Origin of the sequence: Volucribacter psittacicida, from assembly GCF_004339025.1 — a bacterium.
GTDB classification, from domain to species: domain Bacteria; phylum Pseudomonadota; class Gammaproteobacteria; order Enterobacterales; family Pasteurellaceae; genus Volucribacter; species Volucribacter psittacicida.
In genome coordinates this window covers 689,589-712,834 of record NZ_SMFT01000002.1, presented here as the reverse complement: position 1 = coordinate 712,834, position 23,246 = coordinate 689,589, and the positions used below count along the sequence as shown (strand labels likewise).

Sequence of the window (23,246 nt, the reverse complement as noted above, 5' to 3'; positions counted from 1 at the left end):
GAAACAAGTTTCTTTCCCGTTACCGTTCGACTTGCATGTGTTAAGCCTGCCGCCAGCGTTCAATCTGAGCCATGATCAAACTCTTCAGTTTAATCTCTCCACTCAATACTGACTTCAAATAAATTGCTCAGCACTGGTATGTTAAATCTAAAATTTTCAATATTTTCAAACTCAAGCACACGAGTGCCCACACAGATTGTCTGATTCATTTGTTAAAGAACAACTTTCTATTCAGAAAGAAAAACGACGCTGATTTTTCATCTTATCAACTACAGCGTCGTTGTGTGGGGCGTATTATAGTGATTTCATTTTTCCTTGCAAGTGCTTTTTTCACTTTTTTTCAAAAAATTTCTTTTTTAGTGCCATTTGTTGATTAATTAGGCTATTTTAGCTTATAAATAATCAAATTATTTCTTTGACTTTTAATAAACAAAATAACAACATTATATTGATAAGCCTTATCGAGGTACTGGGCGATTGGCTTTCATCTGTTGATATAATAAACAAGCATATTCATCACCCTCAATATCACAAACCTTTTTTATCAACTGCACTGCCCGTGTTTTATTCTGGGCAGTACCTGAACCTTGATATTCTAATATGGCAAGAATGATAACAGCATAAGGGTTATTATCCTCTAGCCCTTTTTTCGCCCAAAAATAGGCTTGTTGATCATCTTGGCTAGCATACTTCCCTATAAAATGCATTTGTGCTAGACGCATACGTGCATTTCCACGTGTTTCTTGGAGAGCTGAAAGCTTATCCTTTTCAGCTAATGTTTGAATAACATTATCTGGAATTTCAGCAAGCTCTTTATAGTATATTTTGGCTTTAAATACATCTTGTTTCACCCCACCTTCTCCCCAAAAATAAATTTCAGCCATCTTAAACTTTGCGCTATAAGGCCAACTTGACTGCGGATTTTTAGTGAAGCTTAAATCTTGATACCAACGTAACGCCAATTGATAATCGGGCAAAAACAGTTGCTTAATTGGTTTTTGATAGGGATCACAGCTTCCCTTAGCATAGCTGTCAGCTAATTGCATTTTATCAAATTCAAGAAATACCTGAATTTTCTGCTTTTGTTGTTCAGTGATGTCTGATTGCCGTAATTGCTGTTGCTTTGAGTTAATTTGTTGTTCTCGCCAATATAAGGACTCGCGGTAATTACCCTCTTTGCAGTACTGATCTGCAATTATGCTCATAGCCAAGCGATCCCCCTTTTTGGCTTCTTCAAGGTAATTATTATCCGCTGCGATAGCATTTACACTCACAGTGAGCAAGATCAGGCTGAATAATTTTGTTGATATATTATTCATCATTATCGTCTCCAAAGTAATGTTGAAAATAGACAGGACTACGAGGTGATAGCTCTTCGATAGGAAAAGGAATAGTATTAATAAGTGTTATGTCAACATTCACAACTTCGCCGACTAATTTATCGTGATGCATTTTGCGTTCGATAAGTCTACGCTCCTTTACTCTCGCCAATTCTACATCTTCTTTCCCCTCTGGAAAAACCAGTACACGTGTAATGCAAAGCAAGTTATCCGCTTTCTTCTCTACTTTATAGCCTGCATCATCTCCGATATAGAGAAAGTAAGGTGCTAACTGATCAGGATTTTCGGTTTTAATCTCGCTTTTAACTTCAAAGCAAAGTAAATTAACGTATTTTTCCATTGAACGCTCCATAAAAATTACCTTAGATAAAATAAAAGATTTGGATAAAACTCTGACAATAAACTGTTTAATCAGATTTGTTTTGTTATTTACATCAAGTAAATAACAAAAAGTACTATAGTACTTTTGGAAAACGAACATTTTTTGAGCTTTTGTTTATCTTCTTATTCGTCTGGAATAGTTACAATGGTTTCAATGTAAAAATAAGATAAGGCGGTATGACGAAAACAATACACATAGTACGGCAAGATATGCCAACGCTGGATTATTTCAAAGTGGGGTGATAGAAATCAAAAATATTCTAAAATTTGACCGCACTTTATCACCCAAGTGCGGTCAATTCTGCAAAAGTTTTTATTCTTTTGGTAAGCGTTTAATGGCAAGCAATAAACCGCCCCAAATAATCACTAAAGCAATACTCATCATAATGATTGCGGTTAAACTCATTCTTTTTCCTCCACAAATTTATCCTCATGTTTCCACGCAAGGCGTGTTAATAAATACGCAATGATCACTAAACCTATCGCCATTCCCCAACCGAAGGTATCAATAAACCAGTGAGGATAGCCGCCATACCCTTCCGTTAATACTTTGCTAATTTCAGTAAATAACATATAGACCAACACTATAGGTGTTAATGCGCCTGCACAAATACGCCAGCCCATACCTAATTTAAAGGAAGAAGTTTTATTGCTATGTGCAGCTAATTTAGATAAGGATTCGGTTAATAATAAGGCATAGGTAGAGACTAACGCTACCGCCACAATACCAAAGTTATTCACAAATTTATCAAGTACATCTAAAACTGGTAAACCTGTGGTGGTGCCAAATAATAAGGTAGAAACGATCATCATAGGCACACCGACCAAGAATGTTGCCCCAATGCGGTTCATTTTGATCTTATCTTGTACCGAAGCAATAATCACTTCTAATACTGACATAAAGGAAGTTAACGCGGCAACAACTAAAGACCCAAAGAATAACACGCCAATTACCGCCCCAAAAGGTGCTTGATCAATAATTGCAGGGAAAGCGATAAAGGCTAAACCAATACCAGAGGTTGCCACTTCGCTCACTTCTTTACCTGCGGATAATGCCATAAAACCTAATGCCGCAAATACACCAATACCCGCTAATAATTCAAAAGAGCTATTGGCAAAGCCCACCACTAAACCTGAGCCAGTTAAGTCCGAGTTACGCTTTAAATAAGAGGCATAGGTAATCATAATACCGAAGCAAATAGATAATGAGAAAAAGATTTGTCCATAAGCGGCAACCCAAACTGTCGGTTCAAACAATTTTGACCAATCAGGGGTAAATAAGGCATCAAGCCCTTTTGCTGCTCCCGGTAAAAATAATGCACTCACGACTAATGCAAAAAACATTACGACCAAAATTGGCATAAAGAAAGAAGAGGCTCGACTAATGCCTTTTTGTACCCCTAATGCCATAATGGCTAAGGTGACAAGCCATACACCAATTAAAGGTCCAGCCACGGTGGCAACAAAATCAAACCCCACCGTCACATCACTCGACATCTTTAAGAAATTATGGAAGAAGAAACTGGCAGGATCATTACCCCATGCACTATTCAAAGAATAATAGGTGTACATTGCAGCCCAACCTAAAATGACCGCATAATAAAGCCCGATAACAATATTAATCAGTACCTGCCACCAACCAAAGATTTCAAATTTTTTATTTAAGCGGCGATAAGCTAAAGGTGCTGAGGCTTGATATTTATGCCCAATGGCATAATCTAAAAATAAGAGTGGTATCCCTGCGGTTAATAAAGCAATAATATAGGGGATAATAAATGCCCCACCGCCATTTTCATAAGCCACATAAGGGAAACGCCAAATATTTCCCAACCCAACAGCGGAACCTATCGCTGCTAAAATAAAGGCATTACGCCCGGCAAAGGTTTCACGAACCTTAGAATTGGACTGTGCCATTTTTTGCTCCTTAGAATGAAAATCAAATAAAGCAATGAATATAGAGCAATATAAAATATTGTCAAATGATTAAAAATAGACTTACCTAGAGATTAATACCATAAAAAAGCGAAAATTTTAGTGATACATTCTAAGAAATTATTTATTATCAAAATAAAACGCTTATTATCTCTTTATTTATCGCCATAAACTTCTAAACAAAAACACAACAAAAAATGTACTTTTTATTGAAAAAGTCATCATTTTTTTAGCATTTTGCGATGCCTATTCCAAAAATAAATGCTGATGGCATAAAATTCTCGCCTTATTTTGATCACCCTTTTAAGCTAATACTATGTTTTACCCAATGAACTAATATTATGCCAAATCAGGATCTTGCCGTTTTATTACGCCTATTACAAATTCCCCAGCTCAACTTGCCCACAATACATCGTTTACTCCAGCAAGTCCGCACCAGCGATCTTCTTGATTACGATCAAGCCGCTTTCCAACAAATCGGTTGGCAAGCCAACCAAATTCAAGCCTGGTTTCACCCCAAAATGCAATATATTGAACCTGCGCTACAATGGCAACAACAGCCCGATCAACATATTATCCATTTTCTGCAACAGGATTATCCTTATTTATTGCAACAAATTTATAGTCCACCACCAGTCTTGTTTATAAAAGGCAATTTAACTTGTCTTTCACAGCCACAAATCGCTATCGTAGGTAGCCGTCATTGCTCAAGTTATGGGGAATATTGGGCAAAATATTTTGCCTCTGAGCTCTGTGCAGCGGGGTTTATCATTACCAGTGGATTAGCCTTAGGCATTGATGGCTTCGCACATCAAGCAGTAGTCGCCCAACAAGGGCAAACCATTGCGGTATTAGGTAGCGGATTAGACAATATTTACCCCACAAAACATCAACAACTTGCCCAACATATCCTTGCCAATCAAGGGGCATTAATTTCCGAGTTTCTACCGCAACAAGCACCTGTTGCCAAAAACTTTCCTCGTCGCAACCGTATTATTAGCGGATTATCCCTAGCCACGCTGGTCATTGAAGCCAATGAACGTAGCGGTTCGCTCATTACCGCAAGGTATGCCCTAGAACAAAATCGTGATATTTTTGCTCTCCCAAGCCAAATTCAAAGTGAGTTTAGCCAAGGTTGCCATAAACTCATAAAACAAGGTGCTATGCTGGTAGAAAACGTATCAGATATTATTGAAAATCTCTCTCACTACCCTCAAGCTCCCACAAGCATTAACCTCAGTCATACCGCCCAACAAACACCCCCTAAAAATCCCCCAACAATATCGCCAGAATACCCCGAGCTTTTCGCCCATATTCCCTATAATGGTATTAGCCTTGATCAGCTTTCAGAAAAAATAAATTTACCTATAGAGCAATTACTAACCCAATTACTGGCGTTAGAATTACAAGCCTTAATCAGTGAACAAGAGGGATTATATAAACGATGCTAACGAATTGGTTTTGCATAATGAAAGAAAAAACGTTAGCATAACCTCAGGATCAATAACCCCTTGCATAATCACAACAAATCAATATGGCAAATCCGCTTTTTACGCCAACAAAACAGACACATCGCTGTCCTCAATGTGGCTCAACATTGCAGATAAAACAAGGCAAAAAAGGCTTATTTTTAGGTTGTAGTGCCTATCCGCAATGCGATTACTTACAACCATTACATCATTCGCCAGAAAGCAAAATCATTAAACATCTTGATGAAAAATGCCCTGAATGTGGGCATTCTCTCGTCCTTAAACAAGGGCATTTTGGTATGTTTATTGGTTGTAGCCATTATCCTGCCTGCCATTTTATTGTGCAAGATAATCCCAATGAAACACCTCAAGAGCAAATTGATTGCCCTGAATGTCAACAAGGGCATTTAGTGGCTCGCCGTGGACGGCAAGGAAAAACTTTTTATGCTTGTGATCGTTATCCCAAATGCAAATTTACCTTGCCAAGTCAGCCCATCGCGTTGGCTTGCCCACAATGCCATTATCCCTTAAGCATTGAGAAAAAAAACGCACATTATCAATGTGCTAATAAACAATGTAAACATAATTTCACGACAAATGAAGATTGAACAACTGGTTTCTTACCTCCAACAACATAATGTGATCGCCTACCCTACCGAGGCAGTATTTGGTTTAGGCTGTAATCCTTATAGCGAAATCGCCGTACAAAAATTACTCACACTCAAACAACGCCCTCAAGAGAAAGGCTTAATCCTCATTGCCCCAACCCTTGACTTATTACTGCCTTTTATCGATCAATCGGCACTTAAAGAAAAACATTGGCAAAAACTGACCGCCCTTTTGCCTCAACCGACCACCTGGATTGTACCAAGCCACCGCGATACCCCAAATTGGCTCACAGGACAATTTGACAGCATTGCCATTCGTATCTGCCGCCACCCTGCGGTCATTGAACTTTGTCGCTACACCCATTTTGCCTTGACCTCAACCAGTGCTAACCTTTCTGGCTTCCCCCCTTGCAAAACGGCTGAAGAAGTGCGGTCACAATTTGGTTTAAATTTTCCTGTGTATGACCAACCCATAGGACAAGCACAAAACCCCTCACAAATTCGTGATATTTTTACCGATCAAATTATTAGACATGGATAAGGAAAACACTATGGATCATTACGCTGTCTGGGGCAATCCCATTGCCCAAAGTAAATCACCACAAATTCATCAACTTTTTGCCCAACAAACCGGGCAAACAATGTCCTATACAGCCCAATTAGGCGACTTAAACCAATTTGAACAACAGCTACAAGCCTTTTTTGCTCAAGGTGGCAAAGGTTGTAACATTACCGCCCCTTTCAAAGAACGTGCCTTTGCCCTTGCGGACAGCCATAGCGAGCGTTGTTTAACCGCTGAGGCCTGCAACACCCTGAAACGTTTAGATAATGGGCAACTCTATGCGGATAATACCGATGGGGCAGGTTTAGTTTCCGATTTACAACGCCTGAATTGGCTAAAACCTCAACAAAAAATCCTGATCCTCGGTGCCGGCGGCGCAAGCAAAGGTGTCTTATTACCTCTGCTACAAGCACAACAAAAGATTACCATTGCAAATCGTACCCTTGAAAAAGCCCAACAACTCGCTGAAAGATTTGTCCATTATGGGCAAATTGAGGCTTATACCCTTGCTCATATTCCATCACAACATTTTGATTTAATTATTAACGCCACATCCCTTGGCTTACAAGGCAAAGTGGTTAAAATTGATGAAGAAATTTTGAAAAATGCCACCGCACTTTATGATATGCAATACGCCAAACAACAGGATACCCCTTTTATCCAACAAGGCAAACAGCTTGGCGTACATCAATTAAGCGATGGCTTAGGAATGTTAATCGGACAAGCAGCACACGCTTTTGCTCTTTGGCGTGGCGTTATGCCTGATACCACGCCGTTATTTAATCTTTTAAAATAAAAATACCAAAGGGGTTAATCTCAATCTAACGTTTTTATAAAATTAAAGTGCGGTCAGTTTTGGCAAAATTTTATTTTGTCTTGAATAAGCCCATAAAATATAGTCATTTCAATTAACCTAAGACAAAGCGTGTCAACGCTGTCTTATTTAAATTGGCACGACGATAACTAACCACACCATAGCACAAATCAGCATACTCACAAATACCGCTGCGGAGCCAAGATCTTTTGCCTTTTTAGCTAATGGGTGAAAATCTTTGCCAATGCGATCAACGGTAGCTTCAATGGCGGTATTTATTAGCTCTACCACTAATAACATCAATAAACTACTCAATAAGAGCAACAGCTCAATTTTGTCCTTTGCCCAATAAAAAGCCAAAGGTATGCCGATCAAACAAAGTAACAATTCATGGCGAAATGCCGTTTCTTTGATAGCATAGCCTAATCCACTGAATGAATAGCCTGTGGCTTTTATAATATGTTTTAACCCTGTGTATTTTTTCATTATTAATCCTTATGTTTACATTGTGCCACGATATCTAGCTGAGGTTGATACAAATCAAGGGAGAGATCCATATCCAATAAACCGAATACTGTATGGAAAAAGTTATCGTGAGAGAAAGATTGGCTTTGTGCAAGCTGTTGTAAGCAATCAAGAGAGAGCTTTTCATTCGCTCGCCATTTCTCCGAAAACCACATTACCATTGGCACTTTCGTTTGTTGTTCTGGCGCAATGGCATAAGGGGCGGAATGTAGATATAAGCCATTTTCGCCTAAGGACTCGCCATGATCCGATAAATAGATTAGGTTACTTTCCCATTCAGGTTGTTGAGCGAGATAATCAATGGCTTTATTCACAATATAATCCACATACAAAATGGTATTATCGTAGGTATTGACTAACTGTTGGTCGCTACATTGGTTAATTTCATTGGTATCGCAAGTGGGTGTAAATTGGCGATATTGTTGCGGATAACGTTGGTAATAGGTCGGTCCGTGGCTACCCATTGTATGCAACACAATTAAGCTGTCTTGTTGGCTTTGTTGTAAAATGTTATCCAAATCTTCAAACAAAATTTCATCAAGACATTCGCCGTTTTTACAATATTTTGCCAAGTTTAAAGCGGTCATATCCTGATTTTCTATCCGATTACAGACGCCTTTGCAACCTGCATCATTATCAAGCCAAGTCACTTTTACCCCAGCCCGTTGCAGAATATCTAATAGATTATCTTGGTAAGGTGCTTGATTATTATTAAAACTTTTTTGCGGTAAATGGGAAAATAAACAAGGCACAGAATAGGCAGTAGAAGTGCCACAACTAGAGACATCGGTAAAGTTCACAATATCTTGTCGTTTGGCTAAGAGGGGTGTAGTTTGGCGGGCATAGCCATTTAGTCCCCAGTTTTGCGCTCTGGTGGTTTCGCCCATCACCACAATAGTCACATGACGAAAATGATCAGGCTTAGCCTGTTTAGCATTTAAACCTAGCTGAATAAACTCTCGATTGGCATTGTATTCACTTTTGATTTTTTTCACGCTTGTGCCAATAATATTGGACGGCAAAATTAAATGCACAATAGGTTTATTATTTCTCACAATAGAGGCATAATCTTGATAAAACCCTTTACCAATTAAACCTATCAACAATACCGACACTAACACCAAACCAATACGTTTACTGATTTCAATCCACCAACGGGAATAACGCACTTTGACCAAACAATACAACACCGCAGGTACAATCCCTATCACGATTACCCATAAAATATAGGGTAAAGTGATCAAATGCAGGGCTTCACTTGTATGAGTTTGCAACACATTATCTAACATCTCCTTATCAAAATAGATACCGTAAAAAATTTCGTGATAACTCACCATCGCACTCAACACGAGCAAAGTTGGAATAAGAATACGATGTAACCAAGGTAAGGCGATCAGTTGAAAAACAGCGTTTAACACTAAAAACACAAAAAGTGGCACCGTCAACAAAAAATAATCTGCTGATGAACCAGTAAAGGGGTGAATCGTCAATAATTGACGATAAAACGGATAATTTAATACCAAGGCAAAATAGCCTGCCACCAATGCCAATAAACAGCTTGACGACAAAGAAATCTTGCCGAGTTTGCGTAAAAACATAAGGCTACCTCTTATTGAATCATTAGGTAGCCGAGTTTAAGGGGGAAAAATTAGCTAAGAATTAGCAAACTTACGTTAAATTGAGGAAGCAATATTCTTGGGCAATACAATTTTCACCAATAAACCTGAAGAAAATTGCTGGCTGTCCAATAACAATAGCTGACCGCCGTAACGTTGAACAATAGATTGCGCAATGGCAAGCCCCAATCCTGAACCTTGCTGTTGTGTCCCCAATACACGATAAAAAGGCTCAAGTACCCGCTCACGCTCTGCGGGAGCAATACCTTCGCCATTATCCTCCACAAAAAACACCATATTTTCCCCCTCAAGATAACCGCCAAGATCAATTTGACTTCCCTTTGGAGTATAGCGTAACGCATTGTCTGTCAAGGTTTTTAACAAGGTAAATAACTCGGTTTCATTGGCATAAATACGCCAATTTGCTTGCCCCGCTACCCCTAAGTCCTGCTCTTTTTGTTGGGCGAGAGGCAAAAGGGTTTCAATTACCTGCTTAAATAATTGCTGACAATCCACCGCACTTTCCGCTACCTTATGCCCATCAAGCTGAACTTTAGCTAAGGTTAATAGCTGTTCAATTAAATGGCGATTACGCTGAATACCTTGTTGTAATTGCTGAATAGGCTTTACCAAGTTTGCTGGTAACGCCTGTTGGCTTAACCGTTCCGCTTGTAAAGATAAAGCGGTCATCGGCGTACGCATTTCGTGAGAAGCGTCCGCAATAAAACGTTGTTGCTGATGAACTAATCGTTCCGTTCGCTGAAATAATTGATTAATAGAATAAATAAACCCTTGAATTTCATCAGGAATATTGTCCTTTGCAATGGGGGTTAAATCTAAACCTTGTCGCTGGCTAATTTGTTCAGCTAATTGACTAACCTGCCCCATTTTTCGTTTAATCAACCAAATAATCGCCCCTGTCAGCAAGGGTATAAGCAATAAAAATGGCACAACATTATCCAATGCCACATCAACCGCCAAGGCAATACGATAAGCATTATTTTGCATTACCACCACATAGCCCCGCTCGCTCACATTTAAATAATAGCGATAACTGTCGTCATTATGCTGAAAATCGTAAAATCCTGAGGCTTGTTGAGCCGTAATATCCAATAATCGCTTAGCTGGCGGAGTGGCTGAAGTTTCAATATAAAGCTCTGATTGAGCATTTGACAAGTTTTTATCGGCATACACATTCACTTGTGGATCAAGATAATAAGCGACCTCTTTTAAAGTTTTATCTTGTAACTCAAGAGTTTCCTGCAAAACATCATAAAAATTGACCAGAGTATTCACGCCACAAGTGAGCAATAACAAACTGATAATCGCCACGCTTAATTGGTTTTTAATGGAATTTTTCATCGGTTTTCCCCTTGTGCCTTATTGACTAACCAACCTACGCCACGAACATTTTTAATGTGTTGCTTACCAATTTTCTTACGCAAACCATAGATCAAAAAATCCACCGCATTACTTTCCACTTCCTCGCCCCAACCATAGAGTTTATCCTCCAATTCTGCTCGAGAAAAAATTTTACCCGCTCGCAACACCAAGGCTTGTAAAATCAAAAATTCTTTATTAGTCAGAGAGATAGTTTCATTTTGCTGATGAATATAAACTTGATAGGTTTGAGGATCAAGGGTAAGCTCGCCGTTCGTGGGATTGGGTTGTGTTTGTTGATGATGACGGCGTAAAATTGCCCGCATACGTGCCTGCAATTCGGCTAAATCAAAGGGCTTAATCAAATAATCATCAGCCCCACCGTCCAAACCAGCTAAACGACTTTGTATATCATCACGAGCGGTAATAATGATAACAGGAGTATCATTGCGTGCCTGCCTAACCTTATTTAACACCTGCAAACCATCTTGCTGCGGCAAGCCTAAATCCAACAAAACCATATCATAAACTAAATCCAACCAAGCTCGCTCCGCCTGTTTACCGTCTTTAACCCAGTCCACCGCATAACCAAAATCTTTTAAACTTTCCACCACCACAGTGGCAATCATTTCATCATCTTCAATTAATAAAATACGCATAATATTTGGGGTTGTGTTTTATTATTGTAAACTACATTATAAAGATCCTAAGTGAAAATAATATATATTCCTTTATAATCCATTAATACTGCCTATATTCTCCCATTTATCCCCTATAACCTCGCAATTTGTTAGGCAACAAAATAAAAATAAAGTAGAATAATCGAACGAATTTTATCAACAAGATAACAAGGATTATTATGAGTATATTAGATGTGGTGCTTTACCCTGATGAGGGGTTGCGAGCGGTGGCAAAGCCTGTGGCTGAGGTTAATGATGAAGTGCGAGCCATTGTGGATAATATGTTTGATACTATGTATGAACAAGAGGGCATTGGTTTGGCTGCCCCACAAGTGGCAGTTCAACAGCGGATTATTACCATTGATCTTGAGGGCGATAAAACGCAACAGTTAGTGTTAATTAATCCAGAAATTGTGGCAAGCTCGGGCGAAACAGGGATTGAAGAAGGCTGTTTGTCAATCCCTGGTTTTCGTGGTTTAGTCCCGCGTAAGCAAAAAGTAACGGTAACCGCGTTAGATCGCAATGGTAAGCCATTTACCCTTGAGGCGGAAGATTTATTAGCCATTTGTATTCAGCACGAAATCGATCACCTTAATGGTGTGTTGTTTATTGATTATTTGTCGCCCCTAAAACGGCAACGGATTAAAGAGAAAATGCTGAAATTGAAAAAACAATTAAGTCGCCAAAAATAAAGTAAAAACATACCGCACTTTGGGAAATCTTTGGGTTTTCCAAAGTTAGTCGTTTTGATTTGAAAAATATGGCGTACCAACGCTGTATTATTTTAAAGTGGGACGATGATATTTCTCCATAACGTAGCACTTTAGGTATTACATATGAAACCATTAAAAATTATCTTTGCTGGCACGCCTGATTTTGCCGCTCAACATTTACAAGCCTTATTAAATACTTCTCATCATATTGTCGCAGTTTATACCCAACCTGATAAGCCTGCTGGACGTGGTAAGAAACTGCAAGCCAGTGCGGTAAAAACATTGGCGCAACAATATCAATTACCTGTTTATCAACCGAAATCTTTGCGCCACGCTGATGCCCAAGCAGAACTTGCTCGCTTGCAAGCGGATGTGATGGTGGTGGTAGCCTATGGTTTAATTTTGCCTCCTGCAGTCTTGCAAATGTTTCCTTTTGGTTGTTTAAATGTGCATGGTTCGTTATTGCCAAAATGGCGAGGTGCCGCCCCTATTCAGCGAGCAATTTGGGCTGGCGATCCTCAAACTGGGGTAACCATTATGCAAATGAACGAGGGCTTAGATACTGGCGATATGCTACATAAAGTCAGTTGTTCCATTAATGCTGATGAGACTTCTGCCTCTTTATACGACAAGCTGGCTAAACTGGCGCCACCAGCGTTAATTGAGGTGCTAGATCAACTTGGGCAAAACCGATTTATCCCTCAACCTCAACAGGGTAATCAAGCCAGTTATGCGGAAAAATTAAGCAAAACAGAGGCTAAATTGGATTGGCATTTGCCCGCTCAACAGCTTGAGCGTTGTATTCGTGCCTTTAACCCTTGGCCTATGAGTTATTTTCATACGGAAGATGCTCAGAGTAATCCTCAAACCTTAAAGGTCTATCAAGCAACGGTTCTTCCTCATTGTGATCAACCCGCAGGCACGATTGTGCAAGCAGATAAGCAAGGTATTCAAATTGCCACCGTTGATGGGGTATTAAATATCCAACAACTGCAACCTGCTGGCAAAAAGCCGATGTCAGTAGCGGATTTGTTAAATGGGCGTGCGGATTGGTTTAATGTGGGTAAGGTATTAAGTTAATGAAAAAAATTTCGTCAAAATCCACCGCACTTCCTGTGCGTGCTGCTGCCGCTGAAATGATGTTGCACCTGTTGGATAAGGGACAATCTTTATCTACCTTATTGCCAGATTATCAAACAAAGGTAAAAGCCATAGATTTACCTTTATTACAGGAAATGACTTTTGGCATTTGCCGTGTTCTGCCACGTTTAGAGCAAATTGTTCAGCATTTAGTGCAAAAACCTTTAAAAAATAAAACACGAATCGTGCATTGTTTATTATTGGTGGGGCTTTATCAGATTTTATACACCCGTATTCCTATGCACGCCGCTGTGGGCGAAACCGTTAATGTCAGTAAAGCCCTCAACATTACCCATTTTCGGGCGTTACTTAATGGTGTGTTACGCCGTTTTTTGCGTGAACAATCCGAAATTCTTGCACAAGTGGATAAACATTGGCAAACATTGCACCCAGAATGGCTAGTCAATAAACTAAAACAACGTTATCCAAACTGGCGTGAGATTATTGATGCCAATAATCAAAAACCGCCTATGTGGTTACGCATTAATCCGCAATATAGCGATGTTACTGGTTACCAGAAATTATTGACTGAACCCAGTTATGCTGGCGAACACCCACAAGCCTTACGGCTTGCCACGCCGTTGGCGGTCAATCATCTCCCACACTTTGCGGAGGGTTGGGCAACGGTGCAAGATATTCATACCCAGTGGGCAGGCTTGCTATTAGCCCCTGAAAATGGCGAGTTTATTTTGGACGCTTGTGCTGCTCCTGGCGGCAAAACCACCCATATTTTAGAATTAGCACCACAGGCACAGGTAATCGCCTTGGATATAGAGCCAAAACGCTTGGCTCGTGTAAAGCAAAATCTTGAGCGTTTACATCAACAGGCACAGCTTATTTGTGGCGATGCGAGCCAACCTGACAGTTGGTTTAAGCAAATTTCTGCAACTAAACCCTTATTCGATCGGATTTTACTTGATGCCCCTTGTTCTGCCACAGGTGTTATTCGTCGCCACCCTGATATAAAATGGTTACGTCAAGCCAGTGATATTGCACCTTTAGTCAAGCTACAACGACAAATTCTTAATGCCTTATGGCAACGCTTAAAACCCAATGGCATTTTATTGTATGCCACTTGCTCCTTATTAAGCGAAGAAAACGAAGAACAAATTAGCCAGTTTTTACAACAACATCAAGACGCAGAATTAATGCCTCTCCCCTTTACTCCAAGCCAACAAATTGGCTTTCAATTTATTCCTCAAGCGGAAGGGGGCGATGGCTTTTATTATGCAAAATTACGCAAACGGGTAGGATAACAAGGTAAAACTATGAAGATCATTATTCTCGGAGCGGGTCAAGTCGGCACAACCCTAGCTGAAAATTTAGTGAGCGAAGACAACGATATTACCTTGGTAGATAACAATCCACAACGCCTCACCAATTTACAAGAAAAGCACGACTTGCGTGTAGTTATGGGTATGGCATCCTCACCAACGATTTTGCGTGAGGCTGGTGCTTCCGATGCGGATTTATTAGTGGCGGTAACCAATTCCGATGAAACCAATATGATCGCCAGTCAAATTGCTTATACCTTATTCAATATTCCCACCAAAATTGCTCGTATTCGCCAAGCCGATTATATTCGTGAGAAAAATAAATTATTTCAGCCTGATGTGATCCCGATCGATCACGTTATTTCCCCTGAAAAATTAGTTACCGAAGATATTGTCCGACTTGTGGATTATCCGGGGGCATTGCAAGTTGCTCATTTTGCGGAAAATGCCATTAGTATCGTGGTAGTCAAAGCCTATTATGGTGGCCCCTTAGTTGGCAACGCCATTTCAGCGATGAAAGATTACTTACCTCATATTGATTGTCGTATTTTATCCATTTTACGCAATGATAAAACCATTCGTCCGCAAGGTTCAACCATTATTGAAGCTGGCGATGAAATCACCTTTATCTGTGCCACCGAGCATATCAAAGCCATTATGAGCCAATTACAACGCTTAGAAAAAGCCTATAAAAAAATGATGATTGCAGGCGGTGGTAATATTGGTAGTGGCATAGCCAAGAAATTAGAAGATCATTGTTATGTTAAAGTGATTGAACGCAATCCACAACGTGCCGCATTTCTGGCAGAGAAATTAGACAAAACCTTAGTATTTTGTGGCGACCCTTCGGATCAAAGCCTTTTATTTGAAGAACATATTGAAAATATTGATGTTTTTATAGCGGTTACCAGTGATGATGAAGCCAATATTATGTCCGCTTTATTAGCAAAACGACTGGGGGCGAAAAAAGTCATCGTGCTTATTCAGCGTATGGCTTATATTAATTTAGTGCAAGGTGGGACTATTGATATTGCTATCTCGCCACAACAAGCCACGATTTCCGCCTTATTAAGCCACGTGCGCAAAGGGGATATTGTTAAAGTCGCTTCCCTACGCCACGGTTTTGCCGAAGCATTAGAAGCCATTGCCCATGGCAATAGCAATACCTCAAATGTGATTGGACGTAGCATTGGCGAACTAAAATTACCCACTGGGGCAGTGATTGGTGCGATCTTACGGCAAAATAAGGTCATAATGGCACGAAAAAACGTCATTATCGAAGAAAATGATCACGTTATTGTCTATCTTAGCGACAAAAAATATGTCAACGAGATTGAAAGATTATTCCAGCCTTCAGTGTTTTTTATCTAAAAAGAAAAGACCGCCTACCAAAGTGCGGTCTATTTTTTCTTTATTTTTCATAATATTTTAAATTGGGACAACGATAATCTTATCTTTTACTGTACTTATCCCATAAAGCCTCTATAATACGCCCGGACTTAACAATCATTTAACTTTAGAGGAAATTTTATGAGTTTTATTAAAGAATTCCGCGAATTTGCCATGCGTGGTAATGTCGTTGATATGGCAGTGGGTGTGATCATTGGTGGCGCATTCGGTAAAATCGTCAGTTCATTAGTTTCAGACGTGATTATGCCTGTATTAGGGGTACTCACAGACAATGTTGATTTTAAAGACCTAAAAGTCGTATTAGTACAAGCTGTGGGCGATACCCCTGAGGTAGCATTAAATTATGGTGCCTTTATCCAAACAGTTTTTGACTTTATTATTATCGCTTTTGCTATCTTTATGATGATTAAAGCCTTAAATAAATTAAAACGTGAAACACCAGCAGAAGAAGAAAAACCTGCAGAACCGTCCACAGAAGAAAAATTACTTACCGAAATTCGTGATTTATTAAAAGATAATCGTAGTTAATTTCAGACTAAAAAAGCAGTGTTAAACACTGCTTTTTATCGCTTAAATTAGCATCATTCACGATGAGATTTTGTTATTAAACGCTGATATAAAAAACAGCTTTTTTTATCAAAGAAGCGTTTAAAGGTAAACCAAACCGCAAGCATACTTCCTAAGGCTGCAGCAGCACATAAAAAGAACATCACAATAATCTGATAACGTACCGCTTGTTCTGGATCACCTCCTGCAAGGATTTGTCCTGTCATCATACCGGGTAGGCTAACAATACCGACCACTGTCATACTATTGATGGTTGGCAACATACCCGCACTAATTGATTGACGTGCAAGGCTACGAAAGGCTTCCCAAGGGGTTGCCCCTAAAGATAAATACATTTCAATGTTACTACGTTGATCTGCAAGAGCTTGAGTAATACGGTTAAAGGTTAATGCCACAGCATTAAGGGTATTGCCCAAAATCATACCTAAAATAGGAATAACAAATTGTGGCGAATGCCAAGGTTCAATGCGTAACACAAGGTATAACCCGATACAGGCAACTAACCAAGATGTTAACCAAACCGCCAATAAGGCATCATAACGCAAGCCTTGATAATGATAACGACTTCTTCCGCCAGCGGAAAAACCTGCCACTAAGGTCATAATAAGCACAATAACCATAATCCATTGAGGATCATCGGTGGCAAAAATATATTTTAAAATCATACCGATAGCACTAAGTTGGATCACTGTGCGTAATGCAGCGATAATAATTTGTTTGGTTAATCCTAATCGCAGTAGGGTTGAAATAAAGAGACTAATACAAACTAAAATAGAGGCGATAGCTAAATCCCAAGCACTGATATTATGCATAATCTTTCCTTAAGGTTCATCAAAATAAAGTTTACCAGCGTTCATTTTCCATTGCTGGCTGGCGATACGTTGTAATTGATCTGGATTATGTGAAATCCAAATGTAAGCTCGTTGAGGGTTATTTTGTAACCAATGATTGATGAGTTGTTCCACTTGCTGGGTTGATTCAGGATCTAAGGCAGAAGTAGGCTCATCTAATAATAAAACTTGAGGAGAAAGTTGTAATATCCGCATTAGGCAAACTAATTGCCGTTCGCCTCCCGAAAGATTTTCGCTTTCTTGACGTAAAAAATCCTCTTTGCGTTCAATCTGTTGTAACATTTTCAACCATTGTTGTGGATCAGCCTGTTGTTGATGATAGACGGCTAATTGGTAAGGTAAGCGTAGATTGTCTTCTACGCTACCATTAATGAGATTAGCTTGCTGTTGAACATAAGCCACTTGGGTACGATATTGTTGTACTGCTTTACCACTAAGCTGTGAAATAGGTTGATCTTGCCAATAAATTTCGCCACTAGAGGGGCAATTTAATAAAGCAAGGGTACGCAGTAAAACACTTTTACCACTGCCTGATAAGCCATGTAAACCAATCCGATCCCCTTGATTAACACGAATATTTGTTGGGTGTAACAGAATACGGTCATCGCTGGTTTGATAGCTGAGGTTTTGAGTAGAAAGTAAGGTGGATCTGTGCATAATTTTTCCAATTATAGTCGCCCACTCTTTAAAGTGAGACGCTTATATTATTAAAGGTGCTGATATTATACGGCAATTTTTACTGAATTTGGTTTTAGCAAATTCTTCTCATTTCGGTTTATCAGCAAACTTATGGAAAAAATCTTAAAATGCACCGCACTTTAATAATAACTTTACATCATAAAAATACCTACTCTCCTAATAACCATATAAAAAAGAATAAATAAAAACCACCTTTTGCTAAAAATCAAAAAACTACTTGCATTTATCCTCTATATCTTGTAATTAGTTAACTCTATGCAAACATCGATTTTTTAACGTTTAACCATAAGGAATATATTATGAAAAAAGTGGGTTTTGTGGGCTGGCGTGGTATGGTTGGCTCGGTATTAATGGATCGTATGGTAGAAGAAAATGATTTCGCTAATCTTCAACCAACCTTTTTTACGACTTCACAAGCAGGACAAAAAGCACCAACCTTTGCTGGTAAAGAGGCTGGCGTATTGTTAGATGCCAATGACATTGAAGCATTAAAAAGCCAAGATATTATTGTAACCTGTCAAGGTGGCGACTATACCAATGCGGTGTATCCAAAATTGCGTGCCGCTGGCTGGGACGGTTATTGGGTTGATGCCGCTTCTGCATTGCGTATGGAAAAAGACGCTATTATTGTGTTAGATCCTGTCAATCAACACGTGATTACAGAAGGATTACAACAGGGGATCAAAACCTTTGTGGGCGGTAACTGTACCGTCAGTTTAATGCTTATGGCAATTGGTGGCTTATTTGAAAAAGATTTGGTGGAATGGGTATCTGTTGCTACTTATCAAGCCGCAAGTGGTGCTGGGGCAAAAAATATGCGTGAATTGCTTGAGCAAATGGGATTATTGCGTGATGCAGTACAAACAGAATTAGCCGATCCCGCGGCTTCCATTTTAGACATTGAACGCAAAGTAACTAGCACAATGCGTGCTGATGATTTCCCAACGACCAATTTTGGTGCAGCATTAGGCGGTTCATTAATTCCTTGGATTGATAAATTATTAGATAGCGGACAAACTAAAGAAGAATGGAAAGGTTATGCGGAAACCAATAAAATTTTAGGATTAAGTGATAATCCGATTCCTGTTGATGGGTTATGTGTGCGAATCGGGGCGTTGCGTTGCCATAGCCAAGCCTTTACCATTAAATTGAAAAAAGATTTGCCATTGGCTGAAATTGAGCAAATTATTGCCAGCCATAATCAATGGGTTAAAGTTATTCCAAATGACAAAGAAACCACATTGCGTGAATTAACTCCAGCAAAAGTCACAGGAACACTGAGCGTGCCTGTTGGTCGTTTACGCAAATTAAATATGGGACCTGAATATTTAGCCGCCTTTACCGTTGGCGACCAATTATTATGGGGTGCGGCAGAACCTATTCGCCGTATTCTTACCCAATTAGTTTAATCTCGTTTTAGTACCTTAAGCCATAATGGGCGTAGCAATACGCCCTTATTTTTGACAATGAAAAAGCCTGATAGCCATTTTTCCCAATTCGCCTTACAAACCTTACTCCCTTTTGCGGAGCAATTTCCCCTGCAATATTTTCAAGGCAAAAAGGGGATCAACATTGCTTATCGTCATTTTATTCATACAGAGAGGGCAACCAAACTACTGATTGTCGCAAATGGACGCGCAGAAAATATTCTCAAGTGGACAGAGGTGGCTTATGATTTTTATCAACAAGGTTATGATGTATTATTGTTTGACCATCGTGGACAAGGTTATTCAGATCGCTTATTAAAAGAGAGACACAAAGGCTATATTGATGATTTCCGCTTTTATGTGGAAGATATGGCAAATTTAATTGAAAATGTGACCGCCCTTTATCCTTACCCACAACAATATTTACTGGCTCATTCAATGGGAGCATTGATTAGCAGTTTCTACTTAGCCAATTATTCCCATCATATTAACAAAGCCGTTTTTTCCTCTCCCTTTTTTGCTATCCCTTATCCTCGTCCTTATCGTGATGAATTGCTCATTAATCTTATGATGTTATGCGGACAAGGAAAGCGCTATGTTTTTGGTAAAGAGGGCTATAAACCTGCAAACCTAAAAAGTAATCCTTTAAGCACCTGCCGTACGAGAATATGCTGGCATAATCGTATCCAACGCAAATATCATCATTTACGTCTTGGCGGCCCAACATTCCGTTGGCTACATCTCTCCGCCATCGCAATTAAACAACTTAATACTATTTTACCTCGTATTGAGATCCCAATAATGATCTTACAAGCTGAAAAAGACAAAGTGGTGAATAACAAAACATTGCCAGAATTGACCGCCCTTCTACCACAAGGACAATTACAAGATATTTCCCAAGCGAAACACGAAATTCTTTTTGAACAAGATAAAATTCGAGCTCCTATAATAAAACGGATTAGTGACTTCTTTGCATATTGAACAGCAACAAAATTATCTATACAATGCCGCTCAATCAACCATCTCGCCCATTAAATAAAAGAGGATAGAATGAGCACAGAAAACAGCACTGAACAATTACAAAATCTAAATATTCAAGCAGAAACACGAGAATTTTTGCATATCTTAAAAAATCTCGATATGAACACCTTAATTTTTGATTACATCATTCCTTATGGCACCAAAATTTTACTCGCCTTTGTCATCTATTTTATCGGCAAAATGTTTGCTCGCTGGTTAAGTAAAGTGATGGGAAGAATTGCATTTCGTTCTACGCGTGATGAAATGTTACAAGGCTTTGTGGTGTCTATTTCCTATTTTCTCTTTTTATTAATGACCATTATTGCGGCATTATCACAACTTGGTATCAATACCGCCTCATTAGTAGCATTAATTGGTGCCGCTGGTTTAGCTGTAGGTTTAGCCCTACAAAACTCCTTACAAAACTTTGCCGCAGGAGTAATGATACTCATCTTCAAGCCTTTTGGTAAAGGCGATTATATTGAAGCAGGTGGCACAGCAGGAACAGTACGCCAAATGGGATTGCTTACCCTTGAGCTACGTACTGGCGATAATAAATCCGTATTAGTGCCTAATGGTAAAATCCTTGCGGATAAAATTACCAATTATTCTAAAAATATGACTCGCCGTATTGATCTCATCTTTGACATTGCTTATGAGGCAGATATTGCCGAAGCCAAAGCCATTATTGCACAATGCTTAAAACAAGATGAACGTATCTTAACTACGCCAGAACCTTTAATTGCAGTAGGCGCTTTAGCCACAAGCAGCGTGCAATTATTTGTTCGCCCTTGGGTAAAAACTGGGGATTATTGGGGAGTTTATTACAATATTACCGAACAAGTAAAATTAGAATTTGATAAAGCAAATATCGCGATTCCTTATGATCAAGTGGATATTCACTTCCCAGATGAAATTACGGTAAATAAAAAGTCAGCATAATTCTATAACCTTATCGTCGTTTCAATTTAATGTATCATTTAAATTGAAACGACAATAAAATCTTATTCCACCGTTACCGCTTTCGCTAAATTACGTGGTTGATCCACATCAGTTCCCTTAATTAAGGCAATATGATAAGACAATAACTGCAATGGCACTGTATAAAGAATAGGGGCTGTAATCATATCCACCTTAGGCATTAAAATGGTTTTCATGCTTTCACTTGGTTGAAAACCTGCTCCCTCATCCGCAAACACATAAAGCTGCCCCCCTCTTGCACGCACTTCCTCAATATTGGCTTTTACTTTTTCCAGCAAGTCATTCTCAGGGGCAACCACCACCACAGGCATATCATTATCAATCAAGGCGAGAGGGCCATGTTTTAGCTCGCCTGCCGCATAAGCCTCTGCATGAATATAAGAAATTTCTTTAAGTTTTAACGCTGATTCCATGGCAATAGGGTAATATTCGCCACGTCCTAAAAAGAGGGTATGATGTTTATCGGCAAAATCTTCCGAGAGTTTTTCAATCGCTTTATCATACACTAAGGCTTGCTCAATTTGAGCAGGCAAACGTTGCAACGCGTGGACAATATGCTGTTCTTGTTGTTCAGAAAGATTGCCTTTTAAACGTCCAAGGGCGGCGGTTAATAATAATAAACAGGTTAATTGTGTGGTAAAGGCTTTGGTTGAGGCGACCCCAATTTCTACCCCAGCTCGTGTCATAAAAGCAAAATCCGATTCACGTACTAATGATGAGCTGGCAACATTGCAAATGGTCATGGCAGACATAAAGCCTTTTTGTTTCGCTAACCTTAATGCCGCTAAAGTATCCGCCGTTTCCCCCGATTGAGAAAGGGTAATTAATAGGCTATTAGGACGGGTAACGAACTGGCGATAACGATATTCCGATGCAATTTCTACATCACAACTTACCCCAGCAATCCCCTCAAGCCAATAGCGAGCTACCATACCTGCATTATAGGAAGTACCACAAGCTACGATTTGAATATGTTCCACCTTGCTGAGAATGTGTTGTGCTTGAGGCGCAATCGCCTCTAACACCACTTTACCATTAGCAATACGCCCCTCAAGGGTATTCATAATGGCGACAGGTTGCTCAAAAATTTCTTTTTGCATATAGTGGCGATATTGCCCTTTATCCGCCGCATCAGTTTCAAAATTCCCCTCGTGAATTTCACGTTCCACTTGTTGCCCCGTTTTATCCCAAATCGCCACTTGACGGCGAGAAATTTGGGCAATATCCCCCTCTTCTAAATAAATAAAACGGCGAGTAACACTTAATAATGCGAGAGGATCAGAAGCAATGAAATTTTCTCCCACACCCAATCCTATCACAATAGGACTGCCAGAACGTGCCACCACCAAGTGATCAGGATCATCTTGTAACATCACCACCATACCATAAGCCCCACGCAATTTTTCTACAGAATTTTGCACCGCACTTAATAGATTATGGGTTTGAGCATATTGCTGAGCCACTAAATGGGCTATCACTTCAGTATCCGTTTGTGAAACAAATTCATAGCCTTGTTGCTGTAATTGTGTACGCAGTTGCTCATAATTCTCAATAATACCATTATGTACCACCGCAATTTTGCCACTACGATGAGGGTGAGCATTGATTTCTGACGGCTCACCATGAGTTGCCCAACGGGTATGAGCAATCCCCGTCCCCCCCAACAAAGGTTGTGCCTCAAGGGCCTCCTCTAAGGCGTTCACTTTGCCAAGTCGGCGAACAATATGCAAATGATGTTGCTGATCTAAAACCGCCACCCCTGCTGAATCATAGCCACGATATTCTAAACGATGTAACCCATCAATTAAGATTTCTGCTACATCACGTTGTGCCACAGCACCCACTATTCCACACATA

23 protein-coding genes and 1 rRNA gene are annotated in these 23,246 nt (G+C 39.6%); 12 read left to right on the top strand and 12 right to left on the bottom strand.

Annotated features, from left to right (window positions below; translation table 11 throughout):
- The 5 genes from EV694_RS06825 to EV694_RS06805 form a co-directional block, all read right to left on the bottom strand.
- A 16S ribosomal RNA gene (locus EV694_RS06825) occupies window positions 1-91 on the bottom strand; the annotation flags it as partial.
- Window positions 92-458: 367 nt separating this feature from the next.
- Window positions 459-1,322 carry a tetratricopeptide repeat protein gene (locus EV694_RS06820; RefSeq protein ID WP_132690816.1) on the bottom strand — a complete coding sequence of 288 codons (864 nt, stop codon included), beginning with the start codon at window positions 1,320-1,322 and terminating at the stop codon, window positions 459-461.
- The gene (locus EV694_RS06815) at window positions 1,312-1,680 is read right to left on the bottom strand and encodes a hypothetical protein (RefSeq protein ID WP_132690814.1); all 369 of its coding nucleotides are present in this window, start codon (window positions 1,678-1,680) and stop codon (window positions 1,312-1,314) included. The genes EV694_RS06820 and EV694_RS06815 overlap by 11 nt, the downstream gene beginning before the upstream one ends.
- 354 nt (window positions 1,681-2,034) lie before the next feature.
- Window positions 2,035-2,127: a methionine/alanine import family NSS transporter small subunit gene (locus tag EV694_RS06810; RefSeq protein ID WP_132690812.1), complete on the bottom strand. Its 93-nt coding sequence runs from the start codon at window positions 2,125-2,127 to the stop codon at window positions 2,035-2,037.
- Window positions 2,124-3,635 (bottom strand): sodium-dependent transporter, encoded by a 1,512-nt coding sequence (locus EV694_RS06805; RefSeq protein WP_132690810.1) that lies wholly within the window; start codon window positions 3,633-3,635, stop codon window positions 2,124-2,126. Before EV694_RS06805 ends, EV694_RS06810 begins: the two co-directional genes overlap by 4 nt.
- 359 nt (window positions 3,636-3,994) lie before the next feature.
- Between EV694_RS06805 and dprA the strand changes: the two genes are divergently transcribed.
- The 4 genes from dprA to aroE all read left to right on the top strand — a co-directional run bounded on the left by dprA (window position 3,995) and on the right by aroE (window position 7,088).
- Window positions 3,995-5,104, top strand: coding sequence for a DNA-processing protein DprA (dprA, locus tag EV694_RS06800; RefSeq protein WP_132690808.1), 1,110 nt, complete (start codon window positions 3,995-3,997; stop codon window positions 5,102-5,104).
- An 83-nt stretch (window positions 5,105-5,187) separates the two neighbouring features.
- On the top strand, window positions 5,188-5,730 hold the full coding sequence (locus EV694_RS06795; RefSeq protein WP_132690806.1) for a DNA topoisomerase family protein: 543 nt from the start codon (window positions 5,188-5,190) through the stop codon (window positions 5,728-5,730).
- Window positions 5,720-6,271 (top strand): L-threonylcarbamoyladenylate synthase type 1 TsaC, encoded by a 552-nt coding sequence (tsaC, locus tag EV694_RS06790; RefSeq protein WP_132690804.1) that lies wholly within the window; start codon window positions 5,720-5,722, stop codon window positions 6,269-6,271. Before EV694_RS06795 ends, tsaC begins: the two co-directional genes overlap by 11 nt.
- A 10-nt stretch (window positions 6,272-6,281) precedes the next feature.
- Window positions 6,282-7,088: a shikimate dehydrogenase gene (aroE, locus tag EV694_RS06785; protein ID WP_132690802.1), complete on the top strand. Its 807-nt coding sequence runs from the start codon at window positions 6,282-6,284 to the stop codon at window positions 7,086-7,088.
- A 147-nt stretch (window positions 7,089-7,235) separates the two neighbouring features.
- On the opposite strand, the gene EV694_RS06780 is transcribed toward aroE, so the two are convergent.
- The 4 genes from EV694_RS06780 to EV694_RS06765 form a co-directional block, all read right to left on the bottom strand.
- Complete coding sequence (locus EV694_RS06780; RefSeq protein ID WP_132690800.1) at window positions 7,236-7,592, bottom strand: diacylglycerol kinase; 357 nt, start codon at window positions 7,590-7,592, stop codon at window positions 7,236-7,238.
- A 2-nt stretch (window positions 7,593-7,594) separates the two neighbouring features.
- Window positions 7,595-9,229 carry a phosphoethanolamine transferase gene (locus EV694_RS06775; RefSeq protein WP_132690798.1) on the bottom strand — a complete coding sequence of 545 codons (1,635 nt, stop codon included), beginning with the start codon at window positions 9,227-9,229 and terminating at the stop codon, window positions 7,595-7,597.
- Between the two features lie 75 nt (window positions 9,230-9,304).
- Window positions 9,305-10,609: an ATP-binding protein gene (locus tag EV694_RS06770; protein WP_132690796.1), complete on the bottom strand. Its 1,305-nt coding sequence runs from the start codon at window positions 10,607-10,609 to the stop codon at window positions 9,305-9,307.
- Complete coding sequence (locus EV694_RS06765; protein ID WP_132690794.1) at window positions 10,606-11,286, bottom strand: response regulator; 681 nt, start codon at window positions 11,284-11,286, stop codon at window positions 10,606-10,608. Before EV694_RS06765 ends, EV694_RS06770 begins: the two co-directional genes overlap by 4 nt.
- Before the next feature lie 200 nt (window positions 11,287-11,486).
- Between EV694_RS06765 and def the strand changes: the two genes are divergently transcribed.
- The 5 genes from def (at window position 11,487) to mscL (ending at window position 16,372) form a co-directional block, all read left to right on the top strand.
- A complete protein-coding gene (gene def, locus EV694_RS06760) occupies window positions 11,487-11,999 on the top strand; it encodes a peptide deformylase (protein ID WP_132690792.1) in 513 nt (170 codons plus the stop codon).
- 144 nt (window positions 12,000-12,143) lie between these two features.
- Entirely contained in the window at window positions 12,144-13,100 is a 957-nt protein-coding gene (fmt, locus tag EV694_RS06755) for a methionyl-tRNA formyltransferase (RefSeq protein WP_132690790.1), read from the top strand.
- Window positions 13,100-14,416, top strand: coding sequence for a 16S rRNA (cytosine(967)-C(5))-methyltransferase RsmB (gene rsmB, locus EV694_RS06750; protein WP_132690788.1), 1,317 nt, complete (start codon window positions 13,100-13,102; stop codon window positions 14,414-14,416). Before fmt ends, rsmB begins: the two co-directional genes overlap by 1 nt.
- Window positions 14,417-14,428: 12 nt before the next feature.
- The gene (gene trkA, locus EV694_RS06745) at window positions 14,429-15,805 is read left to right on the top strand and encodes a Trk system potassium transporter TrkA (RefSeq protein WP_132690786.1); all 1,377 of its coding nucleotides are present in this window, start codon (window positions 14,429-14,431) and stop codon (window positions 15,803-15,805) included.
- 159 nt (window positions 15,806-15,964) lie between these two features.
- A complete protein-coding gene (gene mscL, locus EV694_RS06740) occupies window positions 15,965-16,372 on the top strand; it encodes a large-conductance mechanosensitive channel protein MscL (protein WP_132690784.1) in 408 nt (135 codons plus the stop codon).
- A gap of 53 nt (window positions 16,373-16,425) precedes the next feature.
- Here mscL and EV694_RS06735 read toward each other — a convergent pair whose 3' ends face one another.
- Entirely contained in the window at window positions 16,426-17,223 is a 798-nt protein-coding gene (locus tag EV694_RS06735) for an ABC transporter permease (protein ID WP_132690782.1), read from the bottom strand.
- Window positions 17,224-17,232: 9 nt separating this feature from the next.
- Window positions 17,233-17,919, bottom strand: a complete 687-nt coding sequence (locus EV694_RS06730) for an ABC transporter ATP-binding protein (protein ID WP_132690780.1) — start codon at window positions 17,917-17,919, stop codon at window positions 17,233-17,235.
- Window positions 17,920-18,260: 341 nt separating this feature from the next.
- Here EV694_RS06730 and asd point away from each other — a divergent pair, with 341 nt between their 5' ends.
- From asd to EV694_RS06715, 3 genes are all read left to right on the top strand, one after another.
- Entirely contained in the window at window positions 18,261-19,370 is a 1,110-nt protein-coding gene (gene asd / locus EV694_RS06725; RefSeq protein ID WP_132690778.1) for an aspartate-semialdehyde dehydrogenase, read from the top strand.
- Between the two features lie 57 nt (window positions 19,371-19,427).
- Window positions 19,428-20,369, top strand: coding sequence for an alpha/beta fold hydrolase (locus EV694_RS06720; RefSeq protein ID WP_132690872.1), 942 nt, complete (start codon window positions 19,428-19,430; stop codon window positions 20,367-20,369).
- Window positions 20,370-20,438: 69 nt separating this feature from the next.
- Complete coding sequence (locus EV694_RS06715) at window positions 20,439-21,350, top strand: mechanosensitive ion channel family protein (RefSeq protein WP_132690776.1); 912 nt, start codon at window positions 20,439-20,441, stop codon at window positions 21,348-21,350.
- A gap of 62 nt (window positions 21,351-21,412) precedes the next feature.
- Here EV694_RS06715 and glmS read toward each other — a convergent pair whose 3' ends face one another.
- Entirely contained in the window at window positions 21,413-23,245 is a 1,833-nt protein-coding gene (gene glmS, locus EV694_RS06710) for a glutamine--fructose-6-phosphate transaminase (isomerizing) (RefSeq protein WP_132690774.1), read from the bottom strand.
- Window position 23,246 lies beyond the last annotated feature (1 nt).

What these genes read in the sequence shown, in the direction of transcription:
- EV694_RS06770 (WP_132690796.1), bottom strand. Translation starts at nt 10,609, where the DNA reads ATGAAAAATTCCATTAAAAACCAATTAAGCGTGGCGATTATCAGTTTG.
- EV694_RS06715 (WP_132690776.1), top strand. Translation starts at nt 20,439, where the DNA reads ATGAGCACAGAAAACAGCACTGAACAATTACAAAATCTAAATATTCAA.
- EV694_RS06720 (WP_132690872.1), top strand. Translation starts at nt 19,428, where the DNA reads ATGAAAAAGCCTGATAGCCATTTTTCCCAATTCGCCTTACAAACCTTA.
- EV694_RS06805 (WP_132690810.1), bottom strand. Translation starts at nt 3,635, where the DNA reads ATGGCACAGTCCAATTCTAAGGTTCGTGAAACCTTTGCCGGGCGTAAT.
- dprA (WP_132690808.1), top strand. Translation starts at nt 3,995, where the DNA reads ATGCCAAATCAGGATCTTGCCGTTTTATTACGCCTATTACAAATTCCC.
- EV694_RS06815 (WP_132690814.1), bottom strand. Translation starts at nt 1,680, where the DNA reads ATGGAAAAATACGTTAATTTACTTTGCTTTGAAGTTAAAAGCGAGATT.
- EV694_RS06820 (WP_132690816.1), bottom strand. Translation starts at nt 1,322, where the DNA reads ATGATGAATAATATATCAACAAAATTATTCAGCCTGATCTTGCTCACT.
- EV694_RS06765 (WP_132690794.1), bottom strand. Translation starts at nt 11,286, where the DNA reads ATGCGTATTTTATTAATTGAAGATGATGAAATGATTGCCACTGTGGTG.
- EV694_RS06775 (WP_132690798.1), bottom strand. Translation starts at nt 9,229, where the DNA reads ATGTTTTTACGCAAACTCGGCAAGATTTCTTTGTCGTCAAGCTGTTTA.
- fmt (WP_132690790.1), top strand. Translation starts at nt 12,144, where the DNA reads ATGAAACCATTAAAAATTATCTTTGCTGGCACGCCTGATTTTGCCGCT.
- glmS (WP_132690774.1), bottom strand. Translation starts at nt 23,245, where the DNA reads ATGTGTGGAATAGTGGGTGCTGTGGCACAACGTGATGTAGCAGAAATC.
- EV694_RS06730 (WP_132690780.1), bottom strand. Translation starts at nt 17,919, where the DNA reads ATGCACAGATCCACCTTACTTTCTACTCAAAACCTCAGCTATCAAACC.
- trkA (WP_132690786.1), top strand. Translation starts at nt 14,429, where the DNA reads ATGAAGATCATTATTCTCGGAGCGGGTCAAGTCGGCACAACCCTAGCT.
- EV694_RS06810 (WP_132690812.1), bottom strand. Translation starts at nt 2,127, where the DNA reads ATGAGTTTAACCGCAATCATTATGATGAGTATTGCTTTAGTGATTATT.
- tsaC (WP_132690804.1), top strand. Translation starts at nt 5,720, where the DNA reads ATGAAGATTGAACAACTGGTTTCTTACCTCCAACAACATAATGTGATC.
- EV694_RS06780 (WP_132690800.1), bottom strand. Translation starts at nt 7,592, where the DNA reads ATGAAAAAATACACAGGGTTAAAACATATTATAAAAGCCACAGGCTAT.
- rsmB (WP_132690788.1), top strand. Translation starts at nt 13,100, where the DNA reads ATGAAAAAAATTTCGTCAAAATCCACCGCACTTCCTGTGCGTGCTGCT.
- EV694_RS06735 (WP_132690782.1), bottom strand. Translation starts at nt 17,223, where the DNA reads ATGCATAATATCAGTGCTTGGGATTTAGCTATCGCCTCTATTTTAGTT.
- aroE (WP_132690802.1), top strand. Translation starts at nt 6,282, where the DNA reads ATGGATCATTACGCTGTCTGGGGCAATCCCATTGCCCAAAGTAAATCA.
- mscL (WP_132690784.1), top strand. Translation starts at nt 15,965, where the DNA reads ATGAGTTTTATTAAAGAATTCCGCGAATTTGCCATGCGTGGTAATGTC.
- def (WP_132690792.1), top strand. Translation starts at nt 11,487, where the DNA reads ATGAGTATATTAGATGTGGTGCTTTACCCTGATGAGGGGTTGCGAGCG.
- asd (WP_132690778.1), top strand. Translation starts at nt 18,261, where the DNA reads ATGAAAAAAGTGGGTTTTGTGGGCTGGCGTGGTATGGTTGGCTCGGTA.
- EV694_RS06795 (WP_132690806.1), top strand. Translation starts at nt 5,188, where the DNA reads ATGGCAAATCCGCTTTTTACGCCAACAAAACAGACACATCGCTGTCCT.